Annotated in this window: 22 protein-coding genes; 10 read left to right on the forward strand and 12 right to left on the reverse strand. The window is 58.5% G+C overall.

The features are described from left to right. The first annotated feature begins 24 nt into the window (after positions 1 to 24). Together AAAX31_RS04760 and AAAX31_RS04765 are read left to right on the forward strand one after the other, a co-directional pair. Positions 25 to 420 carry a GtrA family protein gene (locus AAAX31_RS04760; protein ID WP_006235398.1) on the forward strand — a complete coding sequence of 132 codons (396 nt, stop codon included), beginning with the start codon at positions 25 to 27 and terminating at the stop codon, positions 418 to 420. 218 nt (positions 421 to 638) lie between these two features. Continuing rightward, a complete protein-coding gene (locus tag AAAX31_RS04765) occupies positions 639 to 1,046 on the forward strand; it encodes a GtrA family protein (RefSeq protein ID WP_055250894.1) in 408 nt (135 codons plus the stop codon). A 158-nt stretch (positions 1,047 to 1,204) separates the two neighbouring features. Here the strand turns inward: AAAX31_RS04765 and AAAX31_RS04770 are convergent, their stop codons facing one another. The 7 genes from AAAX31_RS04770 to AAAX31_RS04800 all read right to left on the reverse strand — a co-directional run bounded on the left by AAAX31_RS04770 (position 1,205) and on the right by AAAX31_RS04800 (position 11,959). After that, on the reverse strand, positions 1,205 to 2,095 hold the full coding sequence (locus tag AAAX31_RS04770; RefSeq protein ID WP_349076344.1) for a DUF4430 domain-containing protein: 891 nt from the start codon (positions 2,093 to 2,095) through the stop codon (positions 1,205 to 1,207). A 9-nt stretch (positions 2,096 to 2,104) separates the two neighbouring features. Then, positions 2,105 to 5,872, reverse strand: a complete 3,768-nt coding sequence (locus AAAX31_RS04775) for a DUF4430 domain-containing protein (protein ID WP_349076345.1) — start codon at positions 5,870 to 5,872, stop codon at positions 2,105 to 2,107. 431 nt (positions 5,873 to 6,303) lie between these two features. Next, a complete protein-coding gene (locus AAAX31_RS04780) occupies positions 6,304 to 8,067 on the reverse strand; it encodes a lipopolysaccharide core heptose(II) kinase RfaY (protein ID WP_349076346.1) in 1,764 nt (587 codons plus the stop codon). A gap of 8 nt (positions 8,068 to 8,075) precedes the next feature. Further along, positions 8,076 to 8,492 carry a hypothetical protein gene (locus AAAX31_RS04785; protein ID WP_117639744.1) on the reverse strand — a complete coding sequence of 139 codons (417 nt, stop codon included), beginning with the start codon at positions 8,490 to 8,492 and terminating at the stop codon, positions 8,076 to 8,078. A 99-nt stretch (positions 8,493 to 8,591) separates the two neighbouring features. Then, positions 8,592 to 10,115, reverse strand: a complete 1,524-nt coding sequence (locus AAAX31_RS04790; protein WP_349076347.1) for a C69 family dipeptidase — start codon at positions 10,113 to 10,115, stop codon at positions 8,592 to 8,594. Between the two features lie 354 nt (positions 10,116 to 10,469). Next, the gene (locus AAAX31_RS04795; protein ID WP_117776776.1) at positions 10,470 to 11,324 is read right to left on the reverse strand and encodes a bifunctional 5,10-methylenetetrahydrofolate dehydrogenase/5,10-methenyltetrahydrofolate cyclohydrolase; all 855 of its coding nucleotides are present in this window, start codon (positions 11,322 to 11,324) and stop codon (positions 10,470 to 10,472) included. A gap of 2 nt (positions 11,325 to 11,326) precedes the next feature. Beyond that, complete coding sequence (locus AAAX31_RS04800; RefSeq protein ID WP_158551631.1) at positions 11,327 to 11,959, reverse strand: cyclodeaminase/cyclohydrolase family protein; 633 nt, start codon at positions 11,957 to 11,959, stop codon at positions 11,327 to 11,329. 377 nt (positions 11,960 to 12,336) lie between these two features. Here AAAX31_RS04800 and AAAX31_RS04805 point away from each other — a divergent pair, with 377 nt between their 5' ends. From AAAX31_RS04805 to AAAX31_RS04820, 4 genes are all read left to right on the forward strand, one after another. Further along, positions 12,337 to 12,939 carry a hypothetical protein gene (locus AAAX31_RS04805; RefSeq protein ID WP_118335111.1) on the forward strand — a complete coding sequence of 201 codons (603 nt, stop codon included), beginning with the start codon at positions 12,337 to 12,339 and terminating at the stop codon, positions 12,937 to 12,939. 242 nt (positions 12,940 to 13,181) lie between these two features. Further along, positions 13,182 to 13,775 carry a hypothetical protein gene (locus tag AAAX31_RS04810; protein ID WP_117797829.1) on the forward strand — a complete coding sequence of 198 codons (594 nt, stop codon included), beginning with the start codon at positions 13,182 to 13,184 and terminating at the stop codon, positions 13,773 to 13,775. A 305-nt stretch (positions 13,776 to 14,080) separates the two neighbouring features. Then, positions 14,081 to 15,268, forward strand: coding sequence for a phosphatidylinositol-specific phospholipase C domain-containing protein (locus AAAX31_RS04815; protein ID WP_349076348.1), 1,188 nt, complete (start codon positions 14,081 to 14,083; stop codon positions 15,266 to 15,268). Further along, complete coding sequence (locus AAAX31_RS04820) at positions 15,234 to 16,580, forward strand: hypothetical protein (protein ID WP_349076349.1); 1,347 nt, start codon at positions 15,234 to 15,236, stop codon at positions 16,578 to 16,580. Before AAAX31_RS04815 ends, AAAX31_RS04820 begins: the two co-directional genes overlap by 35 nt. A gap of 92 nt (positions 16,581 to 16,672) precedes the next feature. Here AAAX31_RS04820 and AAAX31_RS04825 read toward each other — a convergent pair whose 3' ends face one another. After that, positions 16,673 to 16,942, reverse strand: a complete 270-nt coding sequence (locus AAAX31_RS04825; protein ID WP_349076350.1) for a hypothetical protein — start codon at positions 16,940 to 16,942, stop codon at positions 16,673 to 16,675. A 134-nt stretch (positions 16,943 to 17,076) separates the two neighbouring features. Here AAAX31_RS04825 and AAAX31_RS04830 point away from each other — a divergent pair, with 134 nt between their 5' ends. The 3 genes from AAAX31_RS04830 to AAAX31_RS04840 all read left to right on the forward strand — a co-directional run bounded on the left by AAAX31_RS04830 (position 17,077) and on the right by AAAX31_RS04840 (position 19,265). After that, positions 17,077 to 18,159, forward strand: coding sequence for a PDDEXK nuclease domain-containing protein (locus AAAX31_RS04830; protein WP_349076351.1), 1,083 nt, complete (start codon positions 17,077 to 17,079; stop codon positions 18,157 to 18,159). A 63-nt stretch (positions 18,160 to 18,222) separates the two neighbouring features. Further along, positions 18,223 to 19,011 carry an ADP-ribosylglycohydrolase family protein gene (locus AAAX31_RS04835; protein WP_349076353.1) on the forward strand — a complete coding sequence of 263 codons (789 nt, stop codon included), beginning with the start codon at positions 18,223 to 18,225 and terminating at the stop codon, positions 19,009 to 19,011. 32 nt (positions 19,012 to 19,043) lie between these two features. Further along, positions 19,044 to 19,265: a hypothetical protein gene (locus tag AAAX31_RS04840; RefSeq protein WP_055250924.1), complete on the forward strand. Its 222-nt coding sequence runs from the start codon at positions 19,044 to 19,046 to the stop codon at positions 19,263 to 19,265. 610 nt (positions 19,266 to 19,875) lie between these two features. Here the strand turns inward: AAAX31_RS04840 and AAAX31_RS04845 are convergent. The 3 genes from AAAX31_RS04845 to AAAX31_RS04855 all read right to left on the reverse strand — a co-directional run bounded on the left by AAAX31_RS04845 (position 19,876) and on the right by AAAX31_RS04855 (position 21,700). After that, complete coding sequence (locus AAAX31_RS04845; protein ID WP_349076355.1) at positions 19,876 to 20,169, reverse strand: hypothetical protein; 294 nt, start codon at positions 20,167 to 20,169, stop codon at positions 19,876 to 19,878. 194 nt (positions 20,170 to 20,363) lie between these two features. Next, a complete protein-coding gene (locus tag AAAX31_RS04850) occupies positions 20,364 to 20,711 on the reverse strand; it encodes a hypothetical protein (RefSeq protein ID WP_349076357.1) in 348 nt (115 codons plus the stop codon). Beyond that, positions 20,711 to 21,700 carry a hypothetical protein gene (locus AAAX31_RS04855; RefSeq protein ID WP_349076359.1) on the reverse strand — a complete coding sequence of 330 codons (990 nt, stop codon included), beginning with the start codon at positions 21,698 to 21,700 and terminating at the stop codon, positions 20,711 to 20,713. The genes AAAX31_RS04850 and AAAX31_RS04855 overlap by 1 nt, the downstream gene beginning before the upstream one ends. Before the next feature lie 217 nt (positions 21,701 to 21,917). On the opposite strand from AAAX31_RS04855, the gene AAAX31_RS04860 reads away from it, so the two are divergent. Further along, entirely contained in the window at positions 21,918 to 23,099 is a 1,182-nt protein-coding gene (locus AAAX31_RS04860; RefSeq protein WP_349076360.1) for a cation diffusion facilitator family transporter, read from the forward strand. A 12-nt stretch (positions 23,100 to 23,111) separates the two neighbouring features. On the opposite strand, the gene AAAX31_RS04865 is transcribed toward AAAX31_RS04860, so the two are convergent. Further along, positions 23,112 to 24,101 carry a hypothetical protein gene (locus AAAX31_RS04865; protein ID WP_089572154.1) on the reverse strand — a complete coding sequence of 330 codons (990 nt, stop codon included), beginning with the start codon at positions 24,099 to 24,101 and terminating at the stop codon, positions 23,112 to 23,114. Positions 24,102 to 24,204 lie beyond the last annotated feature (103 nt).

Here is a 24,204-nt window from a genome sequence, read left to right on the forward strand (position 1 = left end):
CGGCGCCACCATAAGGCAGGTACCATGCAAAAGCTCCTTGCGCAGATCATGAAGTTTGGCGTCGTCGGCGTCATTGCCACGGTCATCGACTTTGGCATTATGAATCTGCTCCACTACGGTCTGGGCCTCAACATCCTAATCGCCAACACCAGCGGCTTCATCATCTCACTCATCTTTAACTACCTCGCCAGCATGAAGTACGTGTTTGCACACAAGGAGGGCATGAGCCGCCGCCGCGAGTTCATTATCTTTGTCGTGCTGTCCGTGATCGGCCTGGCACTCAACGACGGTATCGTGTTGACACTCAACGCCGGCCTGGGACTCGAGGCCAATATCGCCAAGATCTGCGCCACCGCGCTTGTCATGGTCTACAACTTTGTGACCCGAAAGATCTTCCTGGAAGGCGACGAGACCAAGTAACTCGCAACCTTACAGCCTTACGATGCCCACGGACAATGCGCGCTCAGCACAGTATCGCCCGTGGGCATCGTTCGTTTACGGGCAAATTTTCAACGTTTGCGGATTACCTCTTGAAAATTTGGCGAGTTCGTATAGTTCTTGGCAAAGACCTTACGTTTCCCTTGCAAAAGCTCTAAAGTATCCTCTGTTCGATTCATCAACGCATTGGATGTGATTACGTGCGTAAGGCACTGGCACAACCTCATACCAAGCAGTTCCTCAAGTTCGCTGTCGTAGGTCTTATCTCCTTTGGCATCGACTGGGGCATGCTTATTGCGCTCGTCGAGCTGTTCCACCTCGACTTTTTGATGAGCACGACGGTCTCGTTTACCACGTCCGTCGTGGTTAACTACTGGCTCAGCATGAAGTACGTGTTCGACCATCGCGAGGGCATGAGCCGCAAGCGCGAGTTCACGATCTTCACCATCCTGTCGGTGATTGGTCTGGGTCTCAACGACCTGTACATGTTTGTGGGCGTCACGTTTTTGAGCATCGGCTACCAGGCCATGAAGGCCATCGCAACGTTCCTCGTCACCTGGTACAACTACTTCAGCCGCCGCTTCTTCCTCGAGGGTGCACGGTCGTAGTCGATCACTATTTGCTTGAATGTATAACCGGTTGGAATTCCCATTCCAACCGGTTTTTTGTTTGCCGAGAGACCCGGCGGCCCAGTCCCATTCGCATGAAAAACGGGCGGCCCGGATGTTTGTCCGGACCGCCCGTCTGGCGCGCTATGTCGAGGCCTCTAGCCTGTCACGTAATACCAAACCACGTTGTCGCCGTTGGAGAGAACGTAGTTGCTGCACGCCGTCATGGGCGATGTGCCGTTGACGGAGTACATCCAGCCGCTCGTGCCGCCGTGCTGTTTCTCGGCCAAACCGCCAATCGCGGAAACGTACGTGCCGTACGACGAGCCATGCGCGTTGACAGAAAGGCCCAGCGCACACAGGGCATCGTAGACGGTAGCGCCTTCGTTAAAGGTAAAGGTGCCACCAGAGGACACAGGATTGCCCACAGCGCTCGATGTGACCGAAACCGTTACCGTTACGTAGTTGGACTCCTGCGAGCCGCCCTGTCCGCCCGAGGGAGCGCTTCCGCCATTAGAGGATGAGGCTCCATCGAACGACTGACCGCCGCCCGAAGAAGCACCGCCAGACACATTGGAAGTATCGCCGGCTCCCGTATTTTGGGCAGCGGATTTATCGCCAGACTTCTTGCCGTCCTGGTCCTCGGACTTCTTGCTATCCGAGCTTTTATCCGATTCCTTGTTTGAAGACCCGGAATCGTCCTTGGACTTGGACTCATCTTTTGCGTCATTCGATGACTTGGAATCCTTGGAACTGGCCTCGCCCGAAGTCGTAGTCGAGCCAGACGCCTTGGTGTCCTTGGTGACGATGCTCTCCCCCGTCACGGTCTGAATGATCCAGTCGATGGACCAGGCGCCGCTCTCGGAAGGATGGACGAAACCCAGCGAGACGACGATCAGAATGGTGCACGCGGCAGTCAGAACGCCAAGGAGCGCCTTCCGACGAGGGGCGGACGCCGCCGAAGCGGCGCCCTGTTGCTTTGCATCGTCGAACTGAATGAACGAGGAATCTGGTTGCTTGGGGTCAGCGTCCTTGGATTTATTGGACACAGCCCTCACCTACCGACGTTTGGTGAACACGAACACGCCGACGATGGCGAGACCGATAACGCCGGCGGCAACGCCAACAATGGCGAGCGGGTTGGTGCCAGTCTCCTGCTCGGAAGCACTAGAGGACTTCTTAGCAGTGGTCGTGGAAGCAGCACCCGTATCGGACTTGGAATCGGACTTCTTGTCGGACTTGCTGTCCTTCTTGTCAGACTTCTTCTCGTCCTTCTTATCGGACTTATCGGAGCCCTTCTTGTCGGACTTGTTGTCCTTGGTCTCGGTCTTGGTCGACACCGTCGTCTTGGTCGTCGGCTTATGACCCGGGGCGATAGCGCCGCCCTTCGAGCCGGAGCCAGAACCCGCGCCAGCGCCAGTGCCGGAACCAGTACCGGTACCAGAACCGCCGCCGCCATTCGAACCAGCGCCGCCATTACCGCCAGGGTTAACGGCATTCTTGGTCCACTTGGCATACAGCGTCAGATCGGCCGTCACCGGCGTGCTAAAGTCATACGCCTGCACGCAAGCCTCATCGGTATACCAACCGCCGAAAGTGTAGCCATCGCGCGTCGGATCGGCCGGCTTGACCAGCTTGCCATCGGCCGTAGCAACAAACTTAGTGTCGCAAGCAGACCCGCCGTTGGAGTTAAAGGCAACCGTCCAAGACTCGACAGCTCCAAGTTTAAACAGCGTGCCCGAATCATTAATGTAGTAGAGATTGCCAGAAGCATCGGCAATGACCGGAGAGTCACAGTACTGGTAATGGCCAGCCGCATCATAAATCTGCGTCGCCTCTGCATCGCCGAGCGTATAGCGATACACGCCACCACCAGCAGAGTAGTTGACGTAATCCTTGCTATCCGCGCTGTTAACGGTGAAGTACACATAGGTCTTGCCGCCCTGAACACTCACCAGCGGAGTAGCAGCAATACCGTTGAGGCCAGCCGGCAGCGCCTTGCCGTCGGCAGCAGCGACCATCGTGGTCTTACCCGTCTTCAGGTTATAGAGAACCAGAGCAGAGCCCGTAGCCGTCTGTCCGCCGACAATCAGATTGTCACCAGACACCGCAGGGGCGCTCAGATTATTCGTAAGGCCCAGATCAACCGTCTTCTGTTCACTCAGCACGCCCTTCGCCGAAAGCGAAATCACGTGGAGCTTTCCGTCGTGCGTCATCTGATAGAAGGTCGAACCATTGGACGGATCGGCAATGCAATCGGCATTTGCGACAGCGCCGAGCTTCACGGTCGAAACGACATCGCCCGTCGTCTTATCAATGCACTTAAGCGTGCCCGCGCTCGTAGGAACAATGGTGTACTTATCCGTCAGCGCAGCGCCAGTCCAATAATAGCCCTCGGAAGGGTCAATGTTCTGCCAAGAGACTTCGCCCGTGGCAATCTTGATACGCTTCAGGGAGCCGTTGCCGTAGGTCGCGTTGTAGTTCTCGTCATACGAAATATCGACCGTGCCTACATAGACGTACTCGCCGTCCGAAACGACGGTGCAGGAGCTCTGCGTCAAGTCCGTCAAACCAGGCGTCAGCCACTTGCAGATCAGCTTGTCTGCAGTAATCGCCTGGACCGCACCGCCGTTGAGCGGAACGATGATAAGGCCGTTGGTATAAATCGGACGAGAGGTGTAGCTCACCTTGGAGGCAAGCGGCGCAGAGGCAACCTTTTTGCCCGTGGACGAATCGATCTTAATGAGCTCGTTCTCGGTCGCGATGTACACAAAACCGTTAGCAATGACAGGCTCGCTGCAGTTGGCATACTGCTGGCCAGACTCGGCCTTCCAATCGAAGGCCCACTTAAGACCGGCGGCCTGCGCAGGCGTCTTGGCATCCGTTATGGTCGAACCGTTGCCACTGTTGCCGTAGCCGGCCCACTCGGCATCCCAATCAGGAGTCGTCGCACTCGGGTCCACGACAATCTTGTCGGGATCGGGCATGGCCGAATCGTCGGTGGTATAGGCAAGCGTAACCTTATCGCCGCTCTTGAGCGTAATCTGATTGGCGCAGAGTAAGGAGGGCTCTCCATTGATATACAAGTGCCAATATTTATTGGTCGCAGCATCCCAGCCATACGGCTTGTGATCGAACGGCGAAGTAATGGAATTGAGGAACCAGTACTCACCACTCTGGGAGCCGTTGTACGTAACGCCCTTCGCCTTCAGAACCGTCTCAATAAGGTCCTGGGCCGTAGAGCCTTCGGGCAGGGAAACATTGCTTGCCGAGCCCCAGCGAGTATTGTTGCCGTTGACATCGGGACCGATAACATCAACGGATCCAAGAACCTGACCGGGGAGGGCATCGGCGTCAGCACCATACATAAAGGTGACGGCGTCACCCTCCTGGAGCTCGTAGTTGCCGGCCCCGACCTGGGCGAACTTGCCATTTACATAGAACTGCCAATAACTTTTGGTCGCAGGATCATACTCATAGATCTTACCGTCAAGCGGCGAGGTAATGCCGCTGAGGTACCAACCCCAAGGCTCTTCTCTAGCATCGAGAGTAAGACCAGTCTGTTCAAGGAGATCCTTAGCAGTGGAGCCTGCCCTGAGGCTCATCTGACCCGTCGAAGCCCAAACCTGCTGCTTGCCGTCCTTGTCCTTGCCAAGCACCTGAACGGAAGCACGGACGGAATCAGAGGGCAACTGGTCGCCCCAGCCACCGTAGAACCACGTAACGGTATCGCCGGCATGAATGGTGACATTGTCCGCCGTGTAGTCGCTCGACTTGCCGTTGATGAACAGCTGCCAAGAGGTCGAATAATCGAGCGGCGTACCCAGCTCAACGCCGTTGTACTTAAGGCTCAGAATGAAGGAGCCTGCAGCAACGGCGTCGATGCCATTCGCCTCGAGCGCGACCTTCGTAAGGTCAAGTGCGCTCGAGCCGGACGTCACCACATACTGCGCGTTATCGACCCAAGTCTGAGTCTTGCCCTGGGCATCGCGACCAATGACGGTCACATTTGCGGCAACCTGGTCCTTAACGACAGGGGACGAGCTACCAGCCGTATAGGCAAACTCAATCTTCTGCCCCTGGGTGAGCTTGACGCTGCTCGCGCCAACCGAGGAAGACGCACCATCAACAAAGAGCTGCCAGAAGGCACCAGTTGTCGCGTCGTAGGCAAGCGTGCGGCTATCTGTCGGGGACGTAATGCTCTTGAGGTAGAACCCGTATGCCGTGTTTGCATCGTAGTCTGCCTTGAAGCCCGTCTTCTGCTGCAGCTTAACGAAGGCGTCCGCAGCCGTCGCGCCCTCGTCGAGCTTGAGTTGCGTAGGTGCCACCCAGGTCTGAGCCTTGCCGTCGGCATCGGTGCCGATAATCGAGAACGAGACCTCGACTTGCTTCTTGGCGACATCGCCGGTTTCTGTCGGGTTCTCTGTCTGGACGGCAGTCGCGGCGGCAGATCCTGCTTGGCCAGCGAATGTCGTCGAAGACTGCTCGCTCGCGGTAGGGTTCTCCCCCGTCACCGAGCCTTCGTCGCCAGTTGCTGCCCCTGTTGTGGCGGCACTGGCTGCAGGCGCGCTCCCGGAATCCGAAACCTCGGCCTTGCCCTGGTCGGCAGCACCGTCCGCAGCCCCCGTGCCCTCACTCGGTGTCGCAGCCTGAGCCACAGCCCCGGCAATGCCCTCGGCGCCCTCGGCCCACAGCTGAGCCGGTGTGGTGCCAAAGGCCATCGCGAAGGCCAGGAATGCCACCAGGCAGCGCTTGGCTACACCGCGTGCAATCGCGCCACGGCGATGCAACGAGGCGCGCTCGCGCTCGTCCTCAAACATATCCATTTGTCCCCCATTGTCTATACTCGGAGCGTTGCCTTGAGGCTGCCCCGCGTCATCGCGCATGTTGCGCTCGAGTTCCCCCATCGGGGTCCCCCTTCCCTCCAGAGCCCTATGCACACCGGCGGCATACGCCGCAGCCGCATGCAAGATGGGAGGCGATCCGACTTAACCTTAACGACTCGGGCACGTCGTCCGATCTGCGACGCGAACATCCCGAGCCAAGAGGAATTACGGTTACTGGTACAGCCGGGGACTTGCACCCCAATTCTCCCAAACGCGCAGGTAAACCGCGCATTCATGCGTCTCCGCACCACCATCTAGGCCATCGATTATTACCGTCAAAATGGTATCACGCAAAAGGGCCTCGCACGCAGGCGAAGCCCAAGGTAAAAGCTATTGTTTGCGATAGGAAAATGCGGTGACGGTCGCGGCCTCTAGTGCTTGCCGCCGTGACTGTTGAGCCAGATATTGCGGCCCAGCATAAGCGCCAGCACCAGTGCGCTGACGTAGCCCATAAAGCCAATGACCGGGATACCAAACACAACCGGCTCGATGCGCGCGTAGTACACCACCGACGAACCGATAAACAGGCCAGCAATCACAATTGCCATCGACATGCGGTCGATAATTCCGCCCAGCTGTCGCAGCGCCTTATCGCTGCTCATGATCTGCGTGTTCACCTTAAGCTGGCCGCGTGTGAGCATACGCGAAGCCAAGCCCAGATACTCGGCCGCCTCGAGCGAGCCTTTTGCCGCGCGATAGCTGCTCGCGGCAAGATCGCATCCCATATCACGCACGCGCGCATAGGTGCTCTTCTCGTTTTTGATATGCGTCTGGATTATCTGGATCATGTTGACGTTGGGCATATACTCAGTCAGCAGGCCCTCGAGCGTCACCATGCCGCGGGCGAACATCGTTACCACGCTCGGCAGCTCAACGTCGTTTTTGCGCGCCAGGTTTAACAGCGAGGTCAAAAACTCGCCGATATCCAGATCCTTCAGGTCAAGGCCCGCAAAGTCAGCCACGATAAAGTCAAGATCGGACAAAAAGGCCGAATGATCGAGCTCAGCCGAGTCGCCACGCGTCACGGCGAAGCGCATGAGCGAATCCTTGAGCTTGGGCACGTCACCCTCGGCCACGGCGAAAATCATGTCCTTGACGATACCGCGATCGTGACTCGACATGCGTCCGACCATGCCCAAGTCGATAAAGTAAACGATGCCGTCCTTGAGAATAATGTTTCCCGCATGCGGGTCGGCATGGAAAAAGCCGTCATCGAGCACCTGCGTCGAGTAGTCCTCGACGATTGCGGCACCGATCTTTTCCAAGTCATAGCCCTCGGCCACCAAGCGTTCAGGATCGGCGATCGAAATGCCGTCGACGTAGTCCATAACCACCACGTGCTCGGTGCACAGGTCCAGATAGGATTTAGGGCACGTCACGCCATGAACACTCTTATGGAACTCGTAGAAGTCGTTGAGGTTTTTGGCCTCGGCCAAAAAGTTGGTCTCCTCGCGAAACGAGGCCCACAGCTCCTCGACGACGGCGTGTAAGTCAACAAACTGGTCGGTGTTGACGAACTTGGAAACGATACGCACCACCGAGCGGATGATATCGATGTCCTGTGCCATAACCTGCTGCGCACCGGGGCGCTGCACCTTGACGGCCACGTCCTCGCCCGTCACCAGACGAGCGCGGTGCACCTGCGCGAGCGATGCGCTACCAAGCGGATTGGGGTCGATCGCATCGAACATCTCCCCCAGGCGCAGGCCGTATTCTTCTTCCAGACAACTGAGTACGACCTCGTACGGCACCGGCTCCACGTCGGAGCGCAGACGACGCAGCTCGTCGCAAAAGCGTTGCGGCAGAATCTCGGACCGGTTGGCCAGAATCTGCCCCATCTTGACGAACATGGGGCCGAGTTCCTCGAGCAGGCGGCGCAAACGAACCGGCGTGAGGTTATCCCACACGCGGTACTTTTTGACCAGGCGAACAATCTGTCCGATGCGCTCGCGGCGACCCGCCGGCGTGAGCTGGTATTCCTCGTCCGGCGCCATCGCGTCGGGCTCCTCGGGGACCATATCGACAGCGCGCGGCTTCTTGCGAGCGCCCGAGACGACGGCATCGACCTCATCGACAACCGCCGCCTCGTCACCCAAGGGATCTAGATTGTTGTAATCGGTGGTGGAATCTGCCATCTGCGCTGCTACTCGGCCTCTTCGGTATCCTTCGCATCGTCGGGCTCAACGGACTCGACGGGCACCGAGGTCACGTTGTCCTCGACCGAATCGACGATGTCGCGCACATGGGCCAGGAAGGCCGTGCGCTCGGGGGCTGTCATGACGCGGACGCGAGCCAGAATGAGCTCGTCGAGCACGCGCTGGGCCGCGGTCTCGCCCTGCATGCCCAAGCGCTCGGTCAGATCGGAGATGGTACCGCCGGCCTGTTCGAACATGTCGGACACACTGCGGGCGATACCGGGGGCGCCTGCGTCCTTGCGCACCTGCTCGCCCTTGGTGTTAAGGTCGTCGAGAACCTTCTTGCTGCCCTCGACGGCAACGGCGGCGGCGCCGAAGCCCACGTTGATGGCGCCGTTAACAAGCTGATCGAGTTTCATAACCATGGTTGTCTCCAATCACAAACAACTGCATTGGCGTTCTTGTACCCAAGATTGAGTGAAAGCGACAAAGCGTTTAAGCGCTATTCGATCGACGGGAAATCCCTATCTCACGTTGTCGTTCATCGCGAAAGAGTTCTTCATGGCGCAGCTCGTGGTGTAGAGCACCTTGCCCAACAGGGCATCGGTCTCCACGCGAACACGCTCGGCAAAGGCCTCGCTGGCGCGTGTAAGCTCGGAAGGCACCTCGGCCTCGGGCAGAGCGGCTACGGCAGCGTCGACGTCATGAATCTGCTTGTGGCCCATGCCGCCGACCTTCTCCTGATAATCCTCGACTGCGCGGCCGCACTCATGGAAGCGGACGTCGGCCAGCGCGCCGATCAGGCGGTTGGCCCAGTAGAAGTTTTCGGACGTCACGCGAGCCTGCGTGTCGGCAAAGTACTCGGGCATGGTCTCGACGTTGGCGTACAGCGGAACCAGCGCGTTAAACGAGTTGGAGCCAAAGGCCATCCACTGCACGGCGCGGTAGGCCGGATGCGCATAGGGGCGCAGCTGCAGCACAGCGAGCTGGCTGTTGCGGTTGATGCCGATGGGGCGATAGGCGCCACGCGTGGCGGGCGTGCCCTTGCTGCCGTAGCAGTCGTACTCCGTGCCCTGGTAGTGGCTCGAGAGTACGTACTTGATGTCCTCGATGGTCACCTTGCGCTCGGGCACGCGGCTCCAGGGAATATCGTCGCTCTCGGGCGTGTAGTCGGCCTCGGGACCGTCCCACACATCGCTGGGGTTAAGGCAGCGCTGCATATACCAAGCGCGCGGCGTGTTGTAGACGTGGTCGCTGTCGCTGTGCGAGCCAAAGGCCTCGCGCGGGTTGAAGACCGCGGCCGGACCGTCGCCCTCGACGCCCAGCGTCAGGTCCAGATGCCACTCGGCCATCCAAGCGCGCAGGTCGGCGGAGCACATGTGATCGGCCTGGGCGCCCTCGGCGTCATCCAGGTCAAAGCTGTCGATACCCAGCTGGTTGGGCATGGTCACATAGGCGTCGTCAGGCACGCGCTTGGCGATCCAGTGGTGACCGCCGATGGTCTCGAGCCACCAGATCTCGTCCACGTCGCTAAAGGCGATGCCGTTGTTCTCGTAGGTGCCATAACGCTCGAGCAGGTCACCCAGAATGCGTACGCCGTCGCGGGCGGATTTGGCATATGGCAGCACCAGGGTCACCATGTCCTCCTCGCCCAGACCGCCGGGCTGCGCCGGAACATAGCCGTCCTCGTCCTCGTTGCCCTTGGCGGGCACGTAGTCGACGAGCGGGTCGGCGCCGCGAACGCGCTCGTTGGTGGTGAGCGTCTCGGTTGCGGACATGCCCACATTGAGCTCGTTGAAACCGGCCTCGGCCCAGATGCCGTGGCCCGGGACAACATCGGGGACGCTCGTGTAGCGCATGGGGTTATCGGGCAGTTCAACGGTCAGGTGACTCAGGACGCTCGTATAGACGCGCGGCTGCTCGTCGGGATGCACCACACGCATACGCTTGGGCTCAAACACCCCGTTGGACGAATCCTCGTTGCGGGCGACCAACGTCGACCCGTCGTAGCTCGCGTTCTTACCAACCAAAATCGTTGTGCACGGCATGCGCATCCTCCTTGAGCGAAGAAATCAAACGATAACAGTGTATCGCTTCGGCGCAGAAAGGGCGAAACCACGGCGCTGGCAACCCCTGTGGTCAAAAAATGCCAAATATGAGTACTGTCACCAATTTAGTAACAGCAATTTTGCTACGTATGGGTGTCGAAAGTCTACATTTGTTCAAAAATTAGATGATGTAATTCCTCATAGGTCCAATAAAATAGGCTCTCTATCGATAATAAATATCGTTAGAGAGCCTATTTGGCCTAAAATATATGTGACTATCTTGGCAACAGTACTCATATTTGGCATTTTCTGTCCACGGGGTATAGAGCTAACCCCTCAAACAGCCCAAAACGCCTATTTCGATGCGCGCTCGGCCGCCTCGATCACGTGTTTGGCGAGGATCGCCGTCGTCACAGCGCCCACGCCGCCCGGCACGGGCGTGATGGCGTTAACGACCGGCTCCGCAGCATCAGAATCGACGTCACCCACCAGCTTGCCAGCGGCCTCGTCCCAATTAATGCCAACATCGATGATCGTCTGGCCCTCGCGAACCGCATCCACGCCAATCGTACGCGCGCGTCCAACGGCGGCAACCACAATGTCGGCAGCACGGCACTCGGCAGCAAGGTCGCGCGTATGCGTATGGCACGTTGTCACGGTCGAATTGCGCGCCGTAAGCATGGCGGCAACAGGACGCCCGATCACCAGCGAGCGCCCGACCACCGCGACCTTGGCCCCATCCAGCTCAACGCCGTAATGATCCAGCAAAGCAAGCACGGCTTCGGCTGTGCAGGGGGCAAAACCCTCGCCGCGCCCCGAAAGCGTGGTGAGCAGCGAAGCCGGCGTCATGGAGTCAACGTCCTTGGCAGGATCGAGTGCCGCGGCAACCGCGTCCTCGTCAAGGCCGGCGGGCAGCGGGCGGAACATCAGGCAGCCATGAACAGACGAATCGGTATTGATGTCCTCGATGGCCGCCAACAGCTCGTCCCGCGAAACATCGGCGGGAAGCAAAACGCGGCGAGCTTCAATGCCAACCTTCTCGCAGCGCCTGAGCGCACCGCGCTCGTAGGATAGGTCGTCCTCGCGTTCACCCACACGCACGATAGCCAACGTCGGAACAACGCCGCGCTCGCGCAAAGCCACGCAGCGAGCAGCAAGTTCCTCAGTCAACGCGCGGGCGACGGGAGCGCCCTTCAGCAGTTCAGCCATGGCTATCCTCTCTTCCTTGCAGCGTCGGCGGCGCGGCGCGCCAGCGCATCGGCGCGCGGCAACCACGTGTCCAGCAGCTCATCGCACGCGGTCTCGAGCTCCTCGGCGCGCGCCCGGTCCTTCATAGACGTGGTGTTGGCAAAGAGCGTCAAGCTCGCGCCCTGCATAGCGGAACGGCAGAACACGGCGCCGCACGCCACATCGGACAGCAGCTGACGCGAACCCTTGTCGGCCATGTCCTCGAGCAGCGCCAGCGCACGCCCGCAGGCATCCATAATGCGATACGGCGGCATAGCGGCCACATGCAGCGCATCCTGAATCGCGGTCGCTCGAGCCGGATCGTCACGCGGAATACCGTACGCCGCGGACACCTGCCCATAGGCACGAACGTCCTCGGCAACCAACTCGACAAGCTCCTGGGCCAGCTCATCAGCATGGGCAAACGCACGCGTCAGGTCATCCGCACGATCAGCAAGCGCGGGATTGGTCGCACCGTAGCGGGCAACCATTCCGCACAGCGAGGCGCCCAGCGCGCCCACAAAGGCGCTCGCGCTGCCACCGCCGGGAACCGGCTCGCGCGCGGCCAGCGCCTCGGCAAACCCGCGGCAGGTCTTGTCCATCATCTCTTGGCTCATGCACATGCACCTTCAAGTCATATACATCGGTCGGGTGGCAACCGCCGACCGACCGCATCGATCACGTAATGGTGCTAAGTCTAGCCCATAAGCACATGGGCGTCAGCGCACCTGGCCATCGCGGATTTCTATGGCACACGATAGGCGGCAGCGACACAAACATGGGACACATGGCCCACCTTTCGAGACTCCCGGGCAGCACAAGCTGGGGCATATCTATAAGTAAGGAACCCGTTGGGGCACGGCCGGGCAACGGCCACAAGCAATGAACGGAGGCATAAGCCGCACAGCACACAGAGACATCCGCCGCCAGCGCAATCAGTACCCCAACAGCATGCGGCGCCGTGATGTCATCGGCAGACAAGGAGGACGCCACCATGAAGAAAAAGACCCTATCGATTCTTTCCCTTTGCATCGCCCTCTTTGCCGCATTTGCCCTTGTCGGCTGCGGCGGGAGCGCATCGGGCGGAAGCGGCAGCACCGCCAAGAGCGAGAGCAAGGAAAAGGCCCCCGTCGCCAAGAAGACCGACTTTATCTGGTTTAAGGTCGAGATGCCCGAGGGCGTCGGCGTAAGCGACTCCGCCGGCAAGAATGCCGACAGGGTCCAGCTCACCTTCCCCGAGAACGAGAACACCACAGTCGACCGTTTCATCCCCGTTTGGCAAGAGAAGATGACGGCCGAAGAGTCCTTTGCAGAGCAGGCCGAAAGGCACACTGGAACGTTCCAGTGGGAGGATGGCGACCCCGTCGAGTATAACGGCAGGACGTGGCTCGTCGGAACATACGAGGACAACAGCGGCATCTCAACCATGCTTTTTACCGACGTTGAGCCGGGAAGCGTCTACGTCCTCATCTCGAACTTCGACCAGCACAAGAAAGAAGCCGAGACGCTCCTCAACTCCATCGAGTTCCCCGACGACATGAAGAAAGCAGTTGACGAGGCACGCGAAGTCGAGATTTCGAGCATCGAGATCAAGTAACGGGACACCCGCACGTGCCTATGCGCACCCGCGTACACGCGCCCCATTAAAACAACGGGCACCCAACCCCGGGGAGGGCCGACAGCATCGGCCCTCCCCTCTTTTGCGTCCGAGCATATTGCCACTTAACGGCGCAAATCCGGCCCTCAGAATGGGACACATGGCCCACCCTAGCGAGCCGCCCACGCGTACAGTAAAGGCAGGTAATCCATGGGCGGTTACAGATCGAGGAGGACACGACCATGAAAAAGAAGGCCTTTGCGATTCTCACCCTCTGCATGAGTCTTTTTGCCGCAGTTGCCCTGGTGGGTTGCGGTGGAAGCGGTGGCGCTGCCGGCAGTGGCGGTGGCGGCGGAGCAGAAAAGCCAGCCGTGGACATGAGGACCGACTTCATTTGGTTTAAGGTCGAGGTGCCCGAGGGCGTCGAAATCACGGACGTCGCAGGCGACACCGCCGATAGGGCCCAGTTTAAGTTCACCGAGAGCGAGCACGCCAGCGATCGCTTCATCCCTGTCTTCGACTCCGACAAGAACGCCGACGAGCTGTTCGACTACGAGGCCAAATGGAAGGCCAACTTTGAGTGGACCGAGAATGACCCCGTCAAGTACAACGGCAAGACTTGGCGCAACGCTTCCTATACACACTCGGGCGGCGTGACGACTGAGTACTTCACCGAAGCAGGCGGCGGCAGCGTCTACGTGAGCATCGACAATGTCGAGGAGCACAAGGACGCCGTCAAGACCATGATGAAGTCTCTGGAATTTGCCGACGACATCGCCGAGGCCAAGACCGAGGCCATGGACGTCAAGCTCGACGATATCGAGATCAAGCGCTAAGCGACTGGCGAGCGCAACGGGAAACACGGTCGCAGTGCAAACAAGCGACGGTACCCCAGCGCTTCGTACCCAGGGAGGGCCGGTAAACCGACCCTCCCTTTCTTATGCCGGTAGCCGACGAACGCGAGGATGCCGGACGCCGGAACCGCCCCAAATGTGGCAACAGTACGAAAACGATAAACACCCCAACACGTCCGCCCACCGATTTATTGCGCCGCGCAGACAATTAAACCAGCATCTTTAAACATCTGGGCAGTATAGTGACCAAAACTATCGCATAACCGCACCCCGCGAATGGAGGAGTCATGGCCGAACATCATGCCATCAGTCGCCGAGCGTTTACGCTGGGCTTAGGTCTTGCGGCGCTGTCGCCGCTTGCAAGCCTGCCAGAAACCGCGGCACCGGGCATTCCCCTGCGAGCGGCATTTGCAGACGACACGCCCAAACCGGCGGAGCACCTCGGTAATTTCGTCATTCGCCTTCGCCCCGCGGGCTATTTTCGCACCGCGAGCGTCAACCAAGACGGCAACGTTCGCGGCAACGTCTGCCACCTGTTTAACGACGGCACGTCCAGCAAGCTCATCCTTGAGAACGTAACGACCAAGAATGACGATACAAACTGGTATGCTATCCGCACCTTGCTCAATTTCGAAGAGCATAAAAAGACGGGCTACAGCATTTGGTCGGTCGACGACGACTCTGACAAAGATGGAAAGGTCATCCACGTATGGGGCGGCGAGTATGACAACAAGCCCAGCCGCGCTTTTGCGTTCGAGCGTCAATCAAACGGAACCTATATCATCCGAGACCGCACGGTCGAGAAAGAAACCGAGAAAAAAGACATTAAGTACCTGGCAATAGAATCGAACGGCGAAGACCAGGACAACAATAAGATCTGCCATAAGAGTAAGAGCATTCCGTGGGAGCTCGAACTCATCGGTTACGACATGAAAAAGAACGATGTCACGGTTAGCAGCCTCGACTGGATCACGTACAGCAGCTACGTCGATGGGCCATGTTGGATGAAATACGTCGACGACAACAAGTTCCTCGACGAGCTGAGCATCCCGGGTACGCACGATTCGGGCACCTGCAGCGTGGACAACGACACTGAGCCCCAATCCTCGCAAGTAAAATGCCAGCAGGATTACATTCCCACGCAGTTGCTCGAAGGCATTCGCTATTTTGATATCCGGCTCGGAAAGGGCGACGACCCCGGTATCGACCACGGGGATTACTACCTGCTCAAAAAAGACGCGTACTTTATGCATCTTTCCGATGTCATAGGCTACTTCAAAACGTTTTTGAACGAAAACCCGACAGAAGCGCTCATCATGCTTGTATCACGAGGCAACGACGAGGCTACCGACGAAAGTGTTACGACGGCTTTCGCCAAGGTTTTGGACGACAACCCCCAAACTGTTCTATACGTCGAGCCGAATCCCCACGCTACACGAGGTGCGCGGAAAGATCGTTCTGCTGCGTCGATTTAGGCTCGCCGGCAACAGTGTAAGCGGCCACACGTGGGGCCTCGACCTTACCGAATGGGATGACAAGATCAAGGCTCACTCCGACAGCGCCACTATGTGTCTCGTCCAAGACGCGCGGGGCTTTGAAGCCGCGGGGGAAACAGGCGACAAAGAGCCCTATTGCACCAAGGTATACGCCCAGGACAAGTACAAACTCACGGGAACCGACAAGCTCAGCTGGGTCGATAATGCGCTGAAGGAAACGACCGGGCGCACGCGCAACGAGGTAGATGTCGAGGACGATAACGGGGCCAAGGAGCAAGTCCTGGAGCGCTGCTGGTCTATCAACTACACCAGCTGCACGGGCTTGTCGCACGGAGGCAATCCTTTTACCTCGGCACGAGTAGTCAACGAGCATCTGTATAAGAGCCCGTACATCAACCCCAGCGGCACCGAGGATACAAAGTCAGATTACCTCAAGCACATTGGCATCATCGCATCCGACTTTGTTGATGCGGCGCTGGCCCGGAGCATCTACCAGCGCAATTACGATACGGAGCACAAGCAGACGGCTTCGTACTATCTCCCGTACTATCTCCCGACCCGCATGCGCATGACGTACGGCGACTCGCTGAGCGATGCCTCATTCCAGGATGGCAAGACCGTTGGCGAGGGTCATTTCCGCCTTGCTGACAGCAGCAACGCGCTCAACGCGACAGCTTCGGGCCATGCGTTTGCCATTGAATACGTGGATGTCGACGCCCTGGGCAACGAGACCGTTACGGGGCTGCAGGGCTCTGTGCCCATCGATATCGATCCACGCGCGCTGACGCCCCATTTTGAGGGACTCGAAGGCCTTAAGGCCGGCGAAGACGTGCGCGCCAAGATTGCGGCATCACTCGAGGGCAAGCTCGAAACCGATGCCTGCACGGCCCAGCTCGAGTTTGTGCACGACGCGGACGGCGCTCCGGGCACGGCAATGGCCGAGGGCGAAACATTTGCCGCAGGAACGTACTGGGTGCGCGTGAACGGTCTCTTGGGCGACGCGGCGCAGAACTACACGCTCGCCAGCGACGGAGCCGCAAGCTTTACCGTAGCGGCCTCGGGCAGTGCGGGCGGCAACGGCAGCGGCACGGGTTCCAACGCAGGCAGCGCCGACAAGAACGGCAAGGGCAACAAGAGAGACCAGGGCAAGAGCTCGGGCGGAAAGCTCGCCAACACGGGCGACGGTTCTGGCGTTGCCGCCGGGCTCGCTGCCGCCGCCGTAGCGACGACGGTCGCCGGCGCAGCAATGCTTGCCAGTGACCGCGACAATACCGAGGACGTTAACGAATAGGCAAGCCAGTTTTTTGGGCGCATCAACTCAATCGGGGCGCAGAATACCGTTCTGCGCCCCGATTTTTACCTTGGACCGAACGCCGTTATCGGCTACATCACCATGCTCAGCGCGTTCACAAATTCCTGGGCCTTCGCACGGCTACTCAGGCTAAAGACGCAAGCGGTCAACAGCCTGTTACGCAGAAAAACATCACGGCCTTTGATTCTATTGACGCCCGTGATGTCCTTAAGATAGACAATCTCGGTGTGCTTGCCGCCGAAAGTGCCCTTCCTGAGCACCTCGATACGGTTGGGGTAGATCTTGACGTCTTTAAATCTACCCGAGCCCTTGTCCTGAAACAGCAAGGTGTTGTTGTCCATGCATGTCACTCCCATGGGGTTCGTGAAAACTGTCTCTATTGCCAAATTTTAGTCACCGCAAGGCCCCCATGCGAAGTTGCCAGACAGCGCAGCGATTCGTGTCCGTACGAGTCTTTAAACTAAATGCAATAAAGATGCGTCCTCAAGAGGAAAGTCGGGCGATATTGATGAGTGAACTGGCAAACCGCGGGGAATCGGCAATCGTGCCAGAAGTTTTTTACAAGCAGGTTTCCTCGATTCTCAACGCCGCTCGCGACAAGGCCTATACCGCCGTTAACTTTGCGATGGTTGAGGCATATTGGGAGATCGGCAAGAGTATTGTTGATGAACAGGGCGGAGAGGAGCGCGCCAAGTATGGCGATGCACTGATCGACGAACTTGCCGTTAGATTGACTAAGGATTTTGGCAGAGGCTTCAACGCCAGAAGCTTAAGATACATGCGTCAGTTTTATCTTGCGTTCCCAATTCGGAACGCGCTGCGTTCCGAATTGAATTGGACACATTACCGCAGGTTATCGCGTATAACCGACCCTGATGCTCGAACATGGTACATGAACGAATGTGCCGATTCTCGCTGGAGCACGCGTCAGCTCGAGCGCCAGATCAACACCATGTTCCGCGAGCGCCTGCTTGCCAGCAAGGACAAGGAGGCCGTCACCCAGGAAATCCAAAAGAGCGCCCCGGCTCGTCGCCCCGAGGATATCATCCGCGACCCATATGTACTGGAGTTTTTAGGTTTCTCGGACGATACTGCGTTTCGCGAGAGCGATCTAGAGCAGGCGCTCATCACGCATCTTCAGAAGTTCCTGCTGGAGCTTGGCCGTGGTTTCGCTTTCGAGGCGCGCCAAAGGCGCATCACCTTTGATGGGCGCCATTTCTATATTGACCTTGTGTTTTACAACTATCTGATGCGCTGCTTCGTGCTCATCGACCTTAAGACGGACGATCTTACGCACCAGGACCTGGGCCAGATGCAAATGTATGTGAACTACTACACGCGCGAGCTCATGAACGAAGGCGACAATCCGCCCATAGGCATCGTGCTCTGCGCGGACAAAAGCGATTCGATCGTCGAGTACACGCTGCCCGAAGACAACGACCAAGTGTTTGCCGCCAAATACCTGCCGTATCTTCCAAGCAAGGAAGAGCTGGCGCGCGAGCTGAGTGCCGAGTACCGCGCCATCAACGAAGCGACTAATGGCGAAGCGCAAGGGTAGCGGCACGTTGCGACCGATACCCCCGACGGCGCTCCACATCACCCGGGATAAGAGGAGCTTTCCATGACAGACAGACCGAAAACAACACTGCGCGACTGCATCTATGGGCTTGCCGTCGGTGACGCGCTGGGCGTTCCCTACGAGTTCAGGCCCCGCGGTACGTTCGAATGCACGGACATGATCGGCTACGGCACGCATGGGCAACCCGCCGGCACCTGGAGCGACGACACATCTATGACGCTTGCTACCTGCGACTCGATTAGGGAGCTCGGGCACATCGACACCGCGGACATGCGCGACAAGTTCGTAAGCTGGATTGCCCGTGGCGAGTATACGATCGACGGCGTTTTCGATTACGGCGGTACGACCGCCCGCGCCCCGCGCACCGGCAAAGGAGGCTCCGGCGAGCGCGACAACGGCAACGGATCGCTCATGCGCATCGCTCCCCTGGCGTTCACCGATGCGACAGACGAAGAGGTCAGCAAGGTCTCCGCGATTACGCACGCCCACAGAACGTCGACCGACGCATGCATCATATTTGTCGAGCTGATGAGGGATGTGATGAACGACGTGCTCCCCTCGTGGGCGCTCCATCTGAAAGGCGTGCCTGAGCAGGAGATCAGGTCGGGTGGCTTCGTGCGCGACACGCTTAAGGCAGCCACCTGGTGTTTCGTCAACACTAACAGCTACGAAGATTGCGTGCTTGCCGCCGTCAACCTAGGCGACGACACCGCCACCACCGCAGCCGTCGCCGGCGCCCTCGCCGGCACGGCATACGGTCTCAAAGCCATCCCACAGGAGTGGATCGACACTCTGCGCGGCAAAGAGCTGATTGAGAGCTGCCTGTTTTAAGGCGCCATTCAAGAAATAAGGCAGGAGGCATCATGGAGAGGAAGATCGCAAATATAGACGAGTTCCAAGTGGACGAAAACGGGATTCCGCTATTTCCAGTAGGACTGAAGGAGGAAGCCAGCCTCTATGTCCTCCCCGACGGGCGTTACCTCCCCTGCGGGGTCTACAGGACCGCGGACGGCGGTTCGATCATTTATGAGCCATCCGAACTAAGCTTCTTCGGGCAGATGCTTGCTCAATTCAAAGAGAACTAGAGGCTTGATTGCCCGTTAGATCGACACTGCTCCAAGCCATGGGGCGGGTAGGATGTCTCCCGCCGCGGCCTGTGAGGTAGAATTACGACTGCCGCGGAATCCGCCTGCGGGCAACGCTCCGATCTCCGATTGGGGTGAAGCCTATGAACTTGTTTCTTGAAATCCTGCGCCTCTCGATGTATGTAACCGGCATCGTCCGGAACCTCTACTCGATCTGGCGGGAATATAAGCAGTAACGGATAGCGAAGGGAGTCATGCAAAGGGCCGGTCGCACCCGGCCCTTTAGACGATAGTACCTGCGTTGCCCGCGCTTCCAAAGTTGACCGACTGAGGAGCGGGTTCCGCGGCACATCCTGATTTTACCCAGTGGCAAGGCTCTTTTACAGCCGTTCCACCGTTTATTTACATCCGCCAATCAAGACGAGGCTACTACGCACCTTTATTACACACGATGTTTTCAGCCTGGTATAAACAAGTTCAATAATAGAATGCAAATCCAACCATCGTGTCTGATTACGAAAGGATTTTTGCCTTTTCTGCAGCAAACTCTTCCTCGGTAAGTACTCCACTCTCACGCAGTGCTGCAAGCCTCTCAAGCCTTGCAACTACATCAACCACTATCCGCCAGCGTCTCAATAGTCTGTGAAACCTGCGGATACCGCTCGAGCTCCTTCGATAGGGCATCGACTATCTTGGCAATATTCTTTGCATTTTTGCCCCCGTTTAATACGTTTGCCCTGACCTTAGATGACGACTTGACAGTAACGCCAGATCCGCCTTCAACTGGAACAACCGAAATACTGATATTTTCGCCCCAAGACCAAAGGCTCATACCAATCTCGGCTGCAACTGTTCTTGTTGTGGGCGATGCACTATCAACTTTTACTTTAGGCAGCTTTTCCATAGCTGCCTTCAAGGCATTAAACGTGTCGTCAGGAGAATACGGTACCTGAAGCTGAAGCTACTGATCCGCAAAACCCATAATCTGGCCTCCGCTTCTTACAAGATTAAGGCTATCGGCAATGGTAGCACGTTCCCAGCAGTCTTAAGTTCGTCTCATGACCTTGCGATGCAGCCCGACGCCCCGGCACCACTCCCCTACTTACCAAAAATCGCAGCGAACAATCCCTTGCGTTTGGGCTTTTCTTCTCGGTAGGAACCCTCAGCTGCCGCTGCAACCTGGCGCGGTTGCTCGCCACCTCCACGGCGCACGATCTGGTATAGGAAGGGCGATTTAACGTATTTGACCTCGATGGGCGTGGCATGCACGGTACTTTCGCCGGACAGATGCAGACTCGGGTTGAGCGGTGCCACCACATGCGTCTCGCGCTTGTCGCTAAACACCACCGCTGCCGCGCGGCTCGTCTGGCCGTTTACGGCAATGCGCACCTGCTCGCCATCGCGGCTGTCCGTCGCCGGACGATCGACAAAGTACACCGGCACCATCACCAGGCCGTCCTTATGCTTGCGGGCCTTGCGCGCCCAAGTGCGGATGCTCTTTTTATTGAGCCCCAGCACCGCCTCGGCATCGTTGCCGGCAATGTCGAGCGCCAACTTATCAATGACCACCTGGTCCTTGGTAGACGCATCGACGGAGACAACGCGAAAGTCACCTTCCTGCATGGCCGGGTCAAACGGCCCAACCTTGGCAAAGTCCCACGGCTCCAAAATGCCCATAAGGCGAACATCCAGATAGTTGCCCGCGGATACGCCCAGTCGAGCACCTCGTAGTACACCAGGGTTTCCTTGCTCAGGCCCTTGCCCGGGAAGCTCGCCATCATACGCAGGTCCGCCAGCGCCATGGGGAAATAGAAGAGCATCATGTCGTTTTGGATCGCGTCTTCCACGTCGTGCCCGGCAAAGGCATCCGGGTACTGGCGCACCAGCTGCAGCGCGTTGGCACGTGCCTGCTGCGGCGAAATTTCGCAGGGAATACCCTGCTCCGGCACATACTCCGCACCCACGCCCATGGTCAGACGTTTGCTAAACGTACCGGGCTTGAGCAGGTCGGCAATGCCGATCTTGTTGCCGCAGGACGGGCACTCAAACACACGCTGCGTTGACTCGCCCTCAAAGGACGCTCCGCAGAAGGGGCAGGGAATGTTCACGTGCGTCGCTTCTTGGAACTCCTGCGCCGTGCCGCGGTCCTCCCACAGCAGATGCTCCAGGACCGACTGATTGCGCCAGTGCGAATTGAAGAAATACCAGTCCGGGTCCTCCGGGCGCTCGAGTTGCGACACATGCGTGAGCTTGAGCAGTCCATCCACTACCGTCAACGGCGTATGGCGAATGCCCAAAGCGCTCTTGGGCTCTCCGGCGTCCGCCTGCCACGGAATGACCGCACCGCAATAAGCGCACTCAAAGCTGCGCTTAGCTTGGTGCGAGTACATAGGGCCGCCGCAGTTTTGACATTTAATGGCAAACATCTCGTCCATGGAAACGTCCTCCTTTGCACAAAGCTGTCGACATTAAGTATGTCGAGCAAACAGGCACATGCCCATACCCATGTGGCCCAAAATGGACCACCCAGGCAGACGAGAAGGCTCGCTCGTTAGCACCGGCAGACTATTGCTGCATTTTCTGAGCATCGGTGCACGGCGCCCCCGCGCGAGCTACACTATCCCCTTAAGCATGATTGTGAGGACGACCGCTATGCTATTTGTAAATCGGCTGGTACATACGCTTGTTCCCGGCAGCGAGAGCGAGCCGGTCGATGCATCTTGCCGCACCAACGCGGGCTTTTCCGCAAGCCTCGTCTGCATTGGCCTCAACATCACCCTGTGCCTGGCCAAGGGCATCGCGGGCCTGCTCGCCGGCTCCGTCTCCCTCATCGCCGACGCTTTCAACAACCTCTCCGATGCCTCGAGCAACATCGTAAGCCTGCTCGGGTTCCGCCTTGCCAGCCGCCCGGCAGACGAAGGCCACCCCTATGGCCACGGCCGCTACGAGTACCTAGCCGGTCTGTTCGTCGCCGTCCTGGTTTGCGCCGTCGGCATCAACCTGATCCTCGAGTCGGTCACTAAGATCATCAAGCCTTCCCCCACTGCATATTCGGTGCTCTCCTTAGCCGCCCTCGTCTTGTCCATGCTCGTTAAGCTCTGGATGGCCGCGTTCAACCGCACGTTGGGCGACCGCATCGACTCGGAGACGCTCATCGCCACAGCACAGGACTCCAAAAACGACGTCATCACCTCGGGCTCGGTCCTGGTGGCGGCGCTTATTTCGCAGACGACCGGCTTTGACCTCGATGGCTGGGCAGGCCTGGGTGTGGGCATCTTCATCTGCATCAGCGGCCTGGGCCTGGTGCGCGACGCCATCAGCCCGCTGTTAGGACAAGCGCCCGACCCCAAGCTCGTCCAGGAAATCCGCGACAGGATTATGTCGTACCCCCAGGTCTTGGGCACACACGACCTCATGGTGCACGACTACGGCCCCGGTCGTCAGTTTGCCAGCGCCCACGTGGAGATGCCCGGCGAGGGCGACGCATTTGAGCACCACGAGATCCTGGACACCATCGAGCACGACATCAAGCGCCAGATGGGCATTGGCATCACGCTGCACTGCGACCCCATCGCGACAACCGGCGATGATTTGCGCGGCTGGGTCAAGCGCGGCGTTATGCAGATCGACCCCGCGCTCTCCATCCACGACCTGCACGAGCACGACGGGTTCGTTTCGTTTGACCTGGTGCGCCCCGACGGCTTTGACATATCCGACGAGGAGCTGCTGGAGCTCGTCACGCGCATCGTGCACGAGCGCCGACCCAATGCCTCATGCGTCGTTACGTTTGACTCGGGCTTTAGCTCGCCCGACCGTCCGGCTGAACAGCTGTAGCCCGCTTAACAGCTAGTTTCCCTGCGCGCCCGAGATGCCGTTTTGCAGTGCATTCCAGGCACCCGTCGCCATGTCGCCCAAGTTCTGCGCGGTGTCGCCCAGGTTTTGTGCCGTATCGCCCAGCTCTTGCGCCTTGTCTCCCAACTCCTGTGCCTTGTTGCTCAAGTCCTCCAGCGTATTGGAACTCGAGCTGTCGGTACCGCTTTGGCCGTCGGGCGAGTTGCCCGAGCTATTCTTGTGCGTGAGTTGAATTTCGAGGTTGCCGCTGTCGTTATAGTAAGCAGAAGTAACGACCCAGTTGGCATCGATGACGGGCGTTGAGCCATCATCAGTCAGGACCACGGCATTCGAAAGATTGGCGCCGCGCGACTTGAGAAGTTTCTTGGCGTTGGACCAGTACTGCCCCGGGATATCGCTCAGATCGACGGTGCTAGACGAGGCGGACTCGGTTTGCTCGGCAGCGGTATCAGCCGTTGAACTCCCTCGCTTGTTGAGCATGCCCGACACAATGGCAAACACAACCGACAGCGCAAAGAAGATCGCCAGCACGATGAGGATCTTCTTGATCACGCTCGACGAACGCGACGGCTTCTTCTCCTCGTCCTCGCCATATTGCGGAATCGACTTGGGGTACTCGCGATACGGCTCGCGCGACTCGTAGCGAGACTGCGCCGTGCGAGGCATATACGTCGTCTGCTGAGGCTGCGGAATGGGATTTTGCGGCAGGTCATCATAGGGATTCGGCGTCGAGGCGGCATAAGAATCCTGCGGCGCGTAATCAAACGGGTCCGGAGCTGCGTTGCCATAGGGGCCTTGCGAAGATACGGCATAAGAATCCCGCGCTGTGTCGCCATAGCCCATAACCCGGGTTGGCTCGGCAGAAGGCTGCGTCGCGGCGGGGTCGGTATAACCGGGGTTGGGAACAACGCGGGTCGCATCGGCGCTATCGCCAGCCTGCGCGGAACCGTAGCCGCCCATCACGGTTGTCTTGTCCTGATCCATGCAACGATTCCTTTCCGTCGCCCGTAAGCATCAAGTTATCCATGCATTCTACCCGCGCAAAAGCCCGTGACGGACAGAGCCCGTCCATATCTACAAGACAAGC

The sequence above is a fragment of the Collinsella sp. CLA-ER-H5 genome, assembly GCF_040092375.1.
Classification (GTDB): domain Bacteria; phylum Actinomycetota; class Coriobacteriia; order Coriobacteriales; family Coriobacteriaceae; genus Collinsella.

Bases quoted from the DNA above. Each gene is read 5' to 3' on its own strand.
- AAAX31_RS04760 (WP_006235398.1), top strand. From the start codon at position 25: ATGCAAAAGCTCCTTGCGCAGATCATGAAGTTTGGCGTCGTCGGCGTC.
- AAAX31_RS04775 (WP_349076345.1), bottom strand. From the start codon at position 5,872: ATGGATATGTTTGAGGACGAGCGCGAGCGCGCCTCGTTGCATCGCCGT.
- AAAX31_RS04780 (WP_349076346.1), bottom strand. From the start codon at position 8,067: ATGGCAGATTCCACCACCGATTACAACAATCTAGATCCCTTGGGTGAC.
- AAAX31_RS04785 (WP_117639744.1), bottom strand. From the start codon at position 8,492: ATGGTTATGAAACTCGATCAGCTTGTTAACGGCGCCATCAACGTGGGC.
- AAAX31_RS04790 (WP_349076347.1), bottom strand. From the start codon at position 10,115: ATGCCGTGCACAACGATTTTGGTTGGTAAGAACGCGAGCTACGACGGG.
- AAAX31_RS04795 (WP_117776776.1), bottom strand. From the start codon at position 11,324: ATGGCTGAACTGCTGAAGGGCGCTCCCGTCGCCCGCGCGTTGACTGAG.
- AAAX31_RS04800 (WP_158551631.1), bottom strand. From the start codon at position 11,959: ATGAGCCAAGAGATGATGGACAAGACCTGCCGCGGGTTTGCCGAGGCG.
- AAAX31_RS04805 (WP_118335111.1), top strand. From the start codon at position 12,337: ATGAAGAAAAAGACCCTATCGATTCTTTCCCTTTGCATCGCCCTCTTT.
- AAAX31_RS04810 (WP_117797829.1), top strand. From the start codon at position 13,182: ATGAAAAAGAAGGCCTTTGCGATTCTCACCCTCTGCATGAGTCTTTTT.
- AAAX31_RS04815 (WP_349076348.1), top strand. From the start codon at position 14,081: ATGGCCGAACATCATGCCATCAGTCGCCGAGCGTTTACGCTGGGCTTA.
- AAAX31_RS04825 (WP_349076350.1), bottom strand. From the start codon at position 16,942: ATGGACAACAACACCTTGCTGTTTCAGGACAAGGGCTCGGGTAGATTT.
- AAAX31_RS04830 (WP_349076351.1), top strand. From the start codon at position 17,077: ATGCGTCCTCAAGAGGAAAGTCGGGCGATATTGATGAGTGAACTGGCA.
- AAAX31_RS04835 (WP_349076353.1), top strand. From the start codon at position 18,223: ATGACAGACAGACCGAAAACAACACTGCGCGACTGCATCTATGGGCTT.
- AAAX31_RS04840 (WP_055250924.1), top strand. From the start codon at position 19,044: ATGGAGAGGAAGATCGCAAATATAGACGAGTTCCAAGTGGACGAAAAC.
- AAAX31_RS04845 (WP_349076355.1), bottom strand. From the start codon at position 20,169: ATGGAAAAGCTGCCTAAAGTAAAAGTTGATAGTGCATCGCCCACAACA.
- AAAX31_RS04850 (WP_349076357.1), bottom strand. From the start codon at position 20,711: ATGGTGCCGGTGTACTTTGTCGATCGTCCGGCGACGGACAGCCGCGAT.
- AAAX31_RS04855 (WP_349076359.1), bottom strand. From the start codon at position 21,700: ATGGACGAGATGTTTGCCATTAAATGTCAAAACTGCGGCGGCCCTATG.
- AAAX31_RS04860 (WP_349076360.1), top strand. From the start codon at position 21,918: ATGCTATTTGTAAATCGGCTGGTACATACGCTTGTTCCCGGCAGCGAG.
- AAAX31_RS04865 (WP_089572154.1), bottom strand. From the start codon at position 24,101: ATGGATCAGGACAAGACAACCGTGATGGGCGGCTACGGTTCCGCGCAG.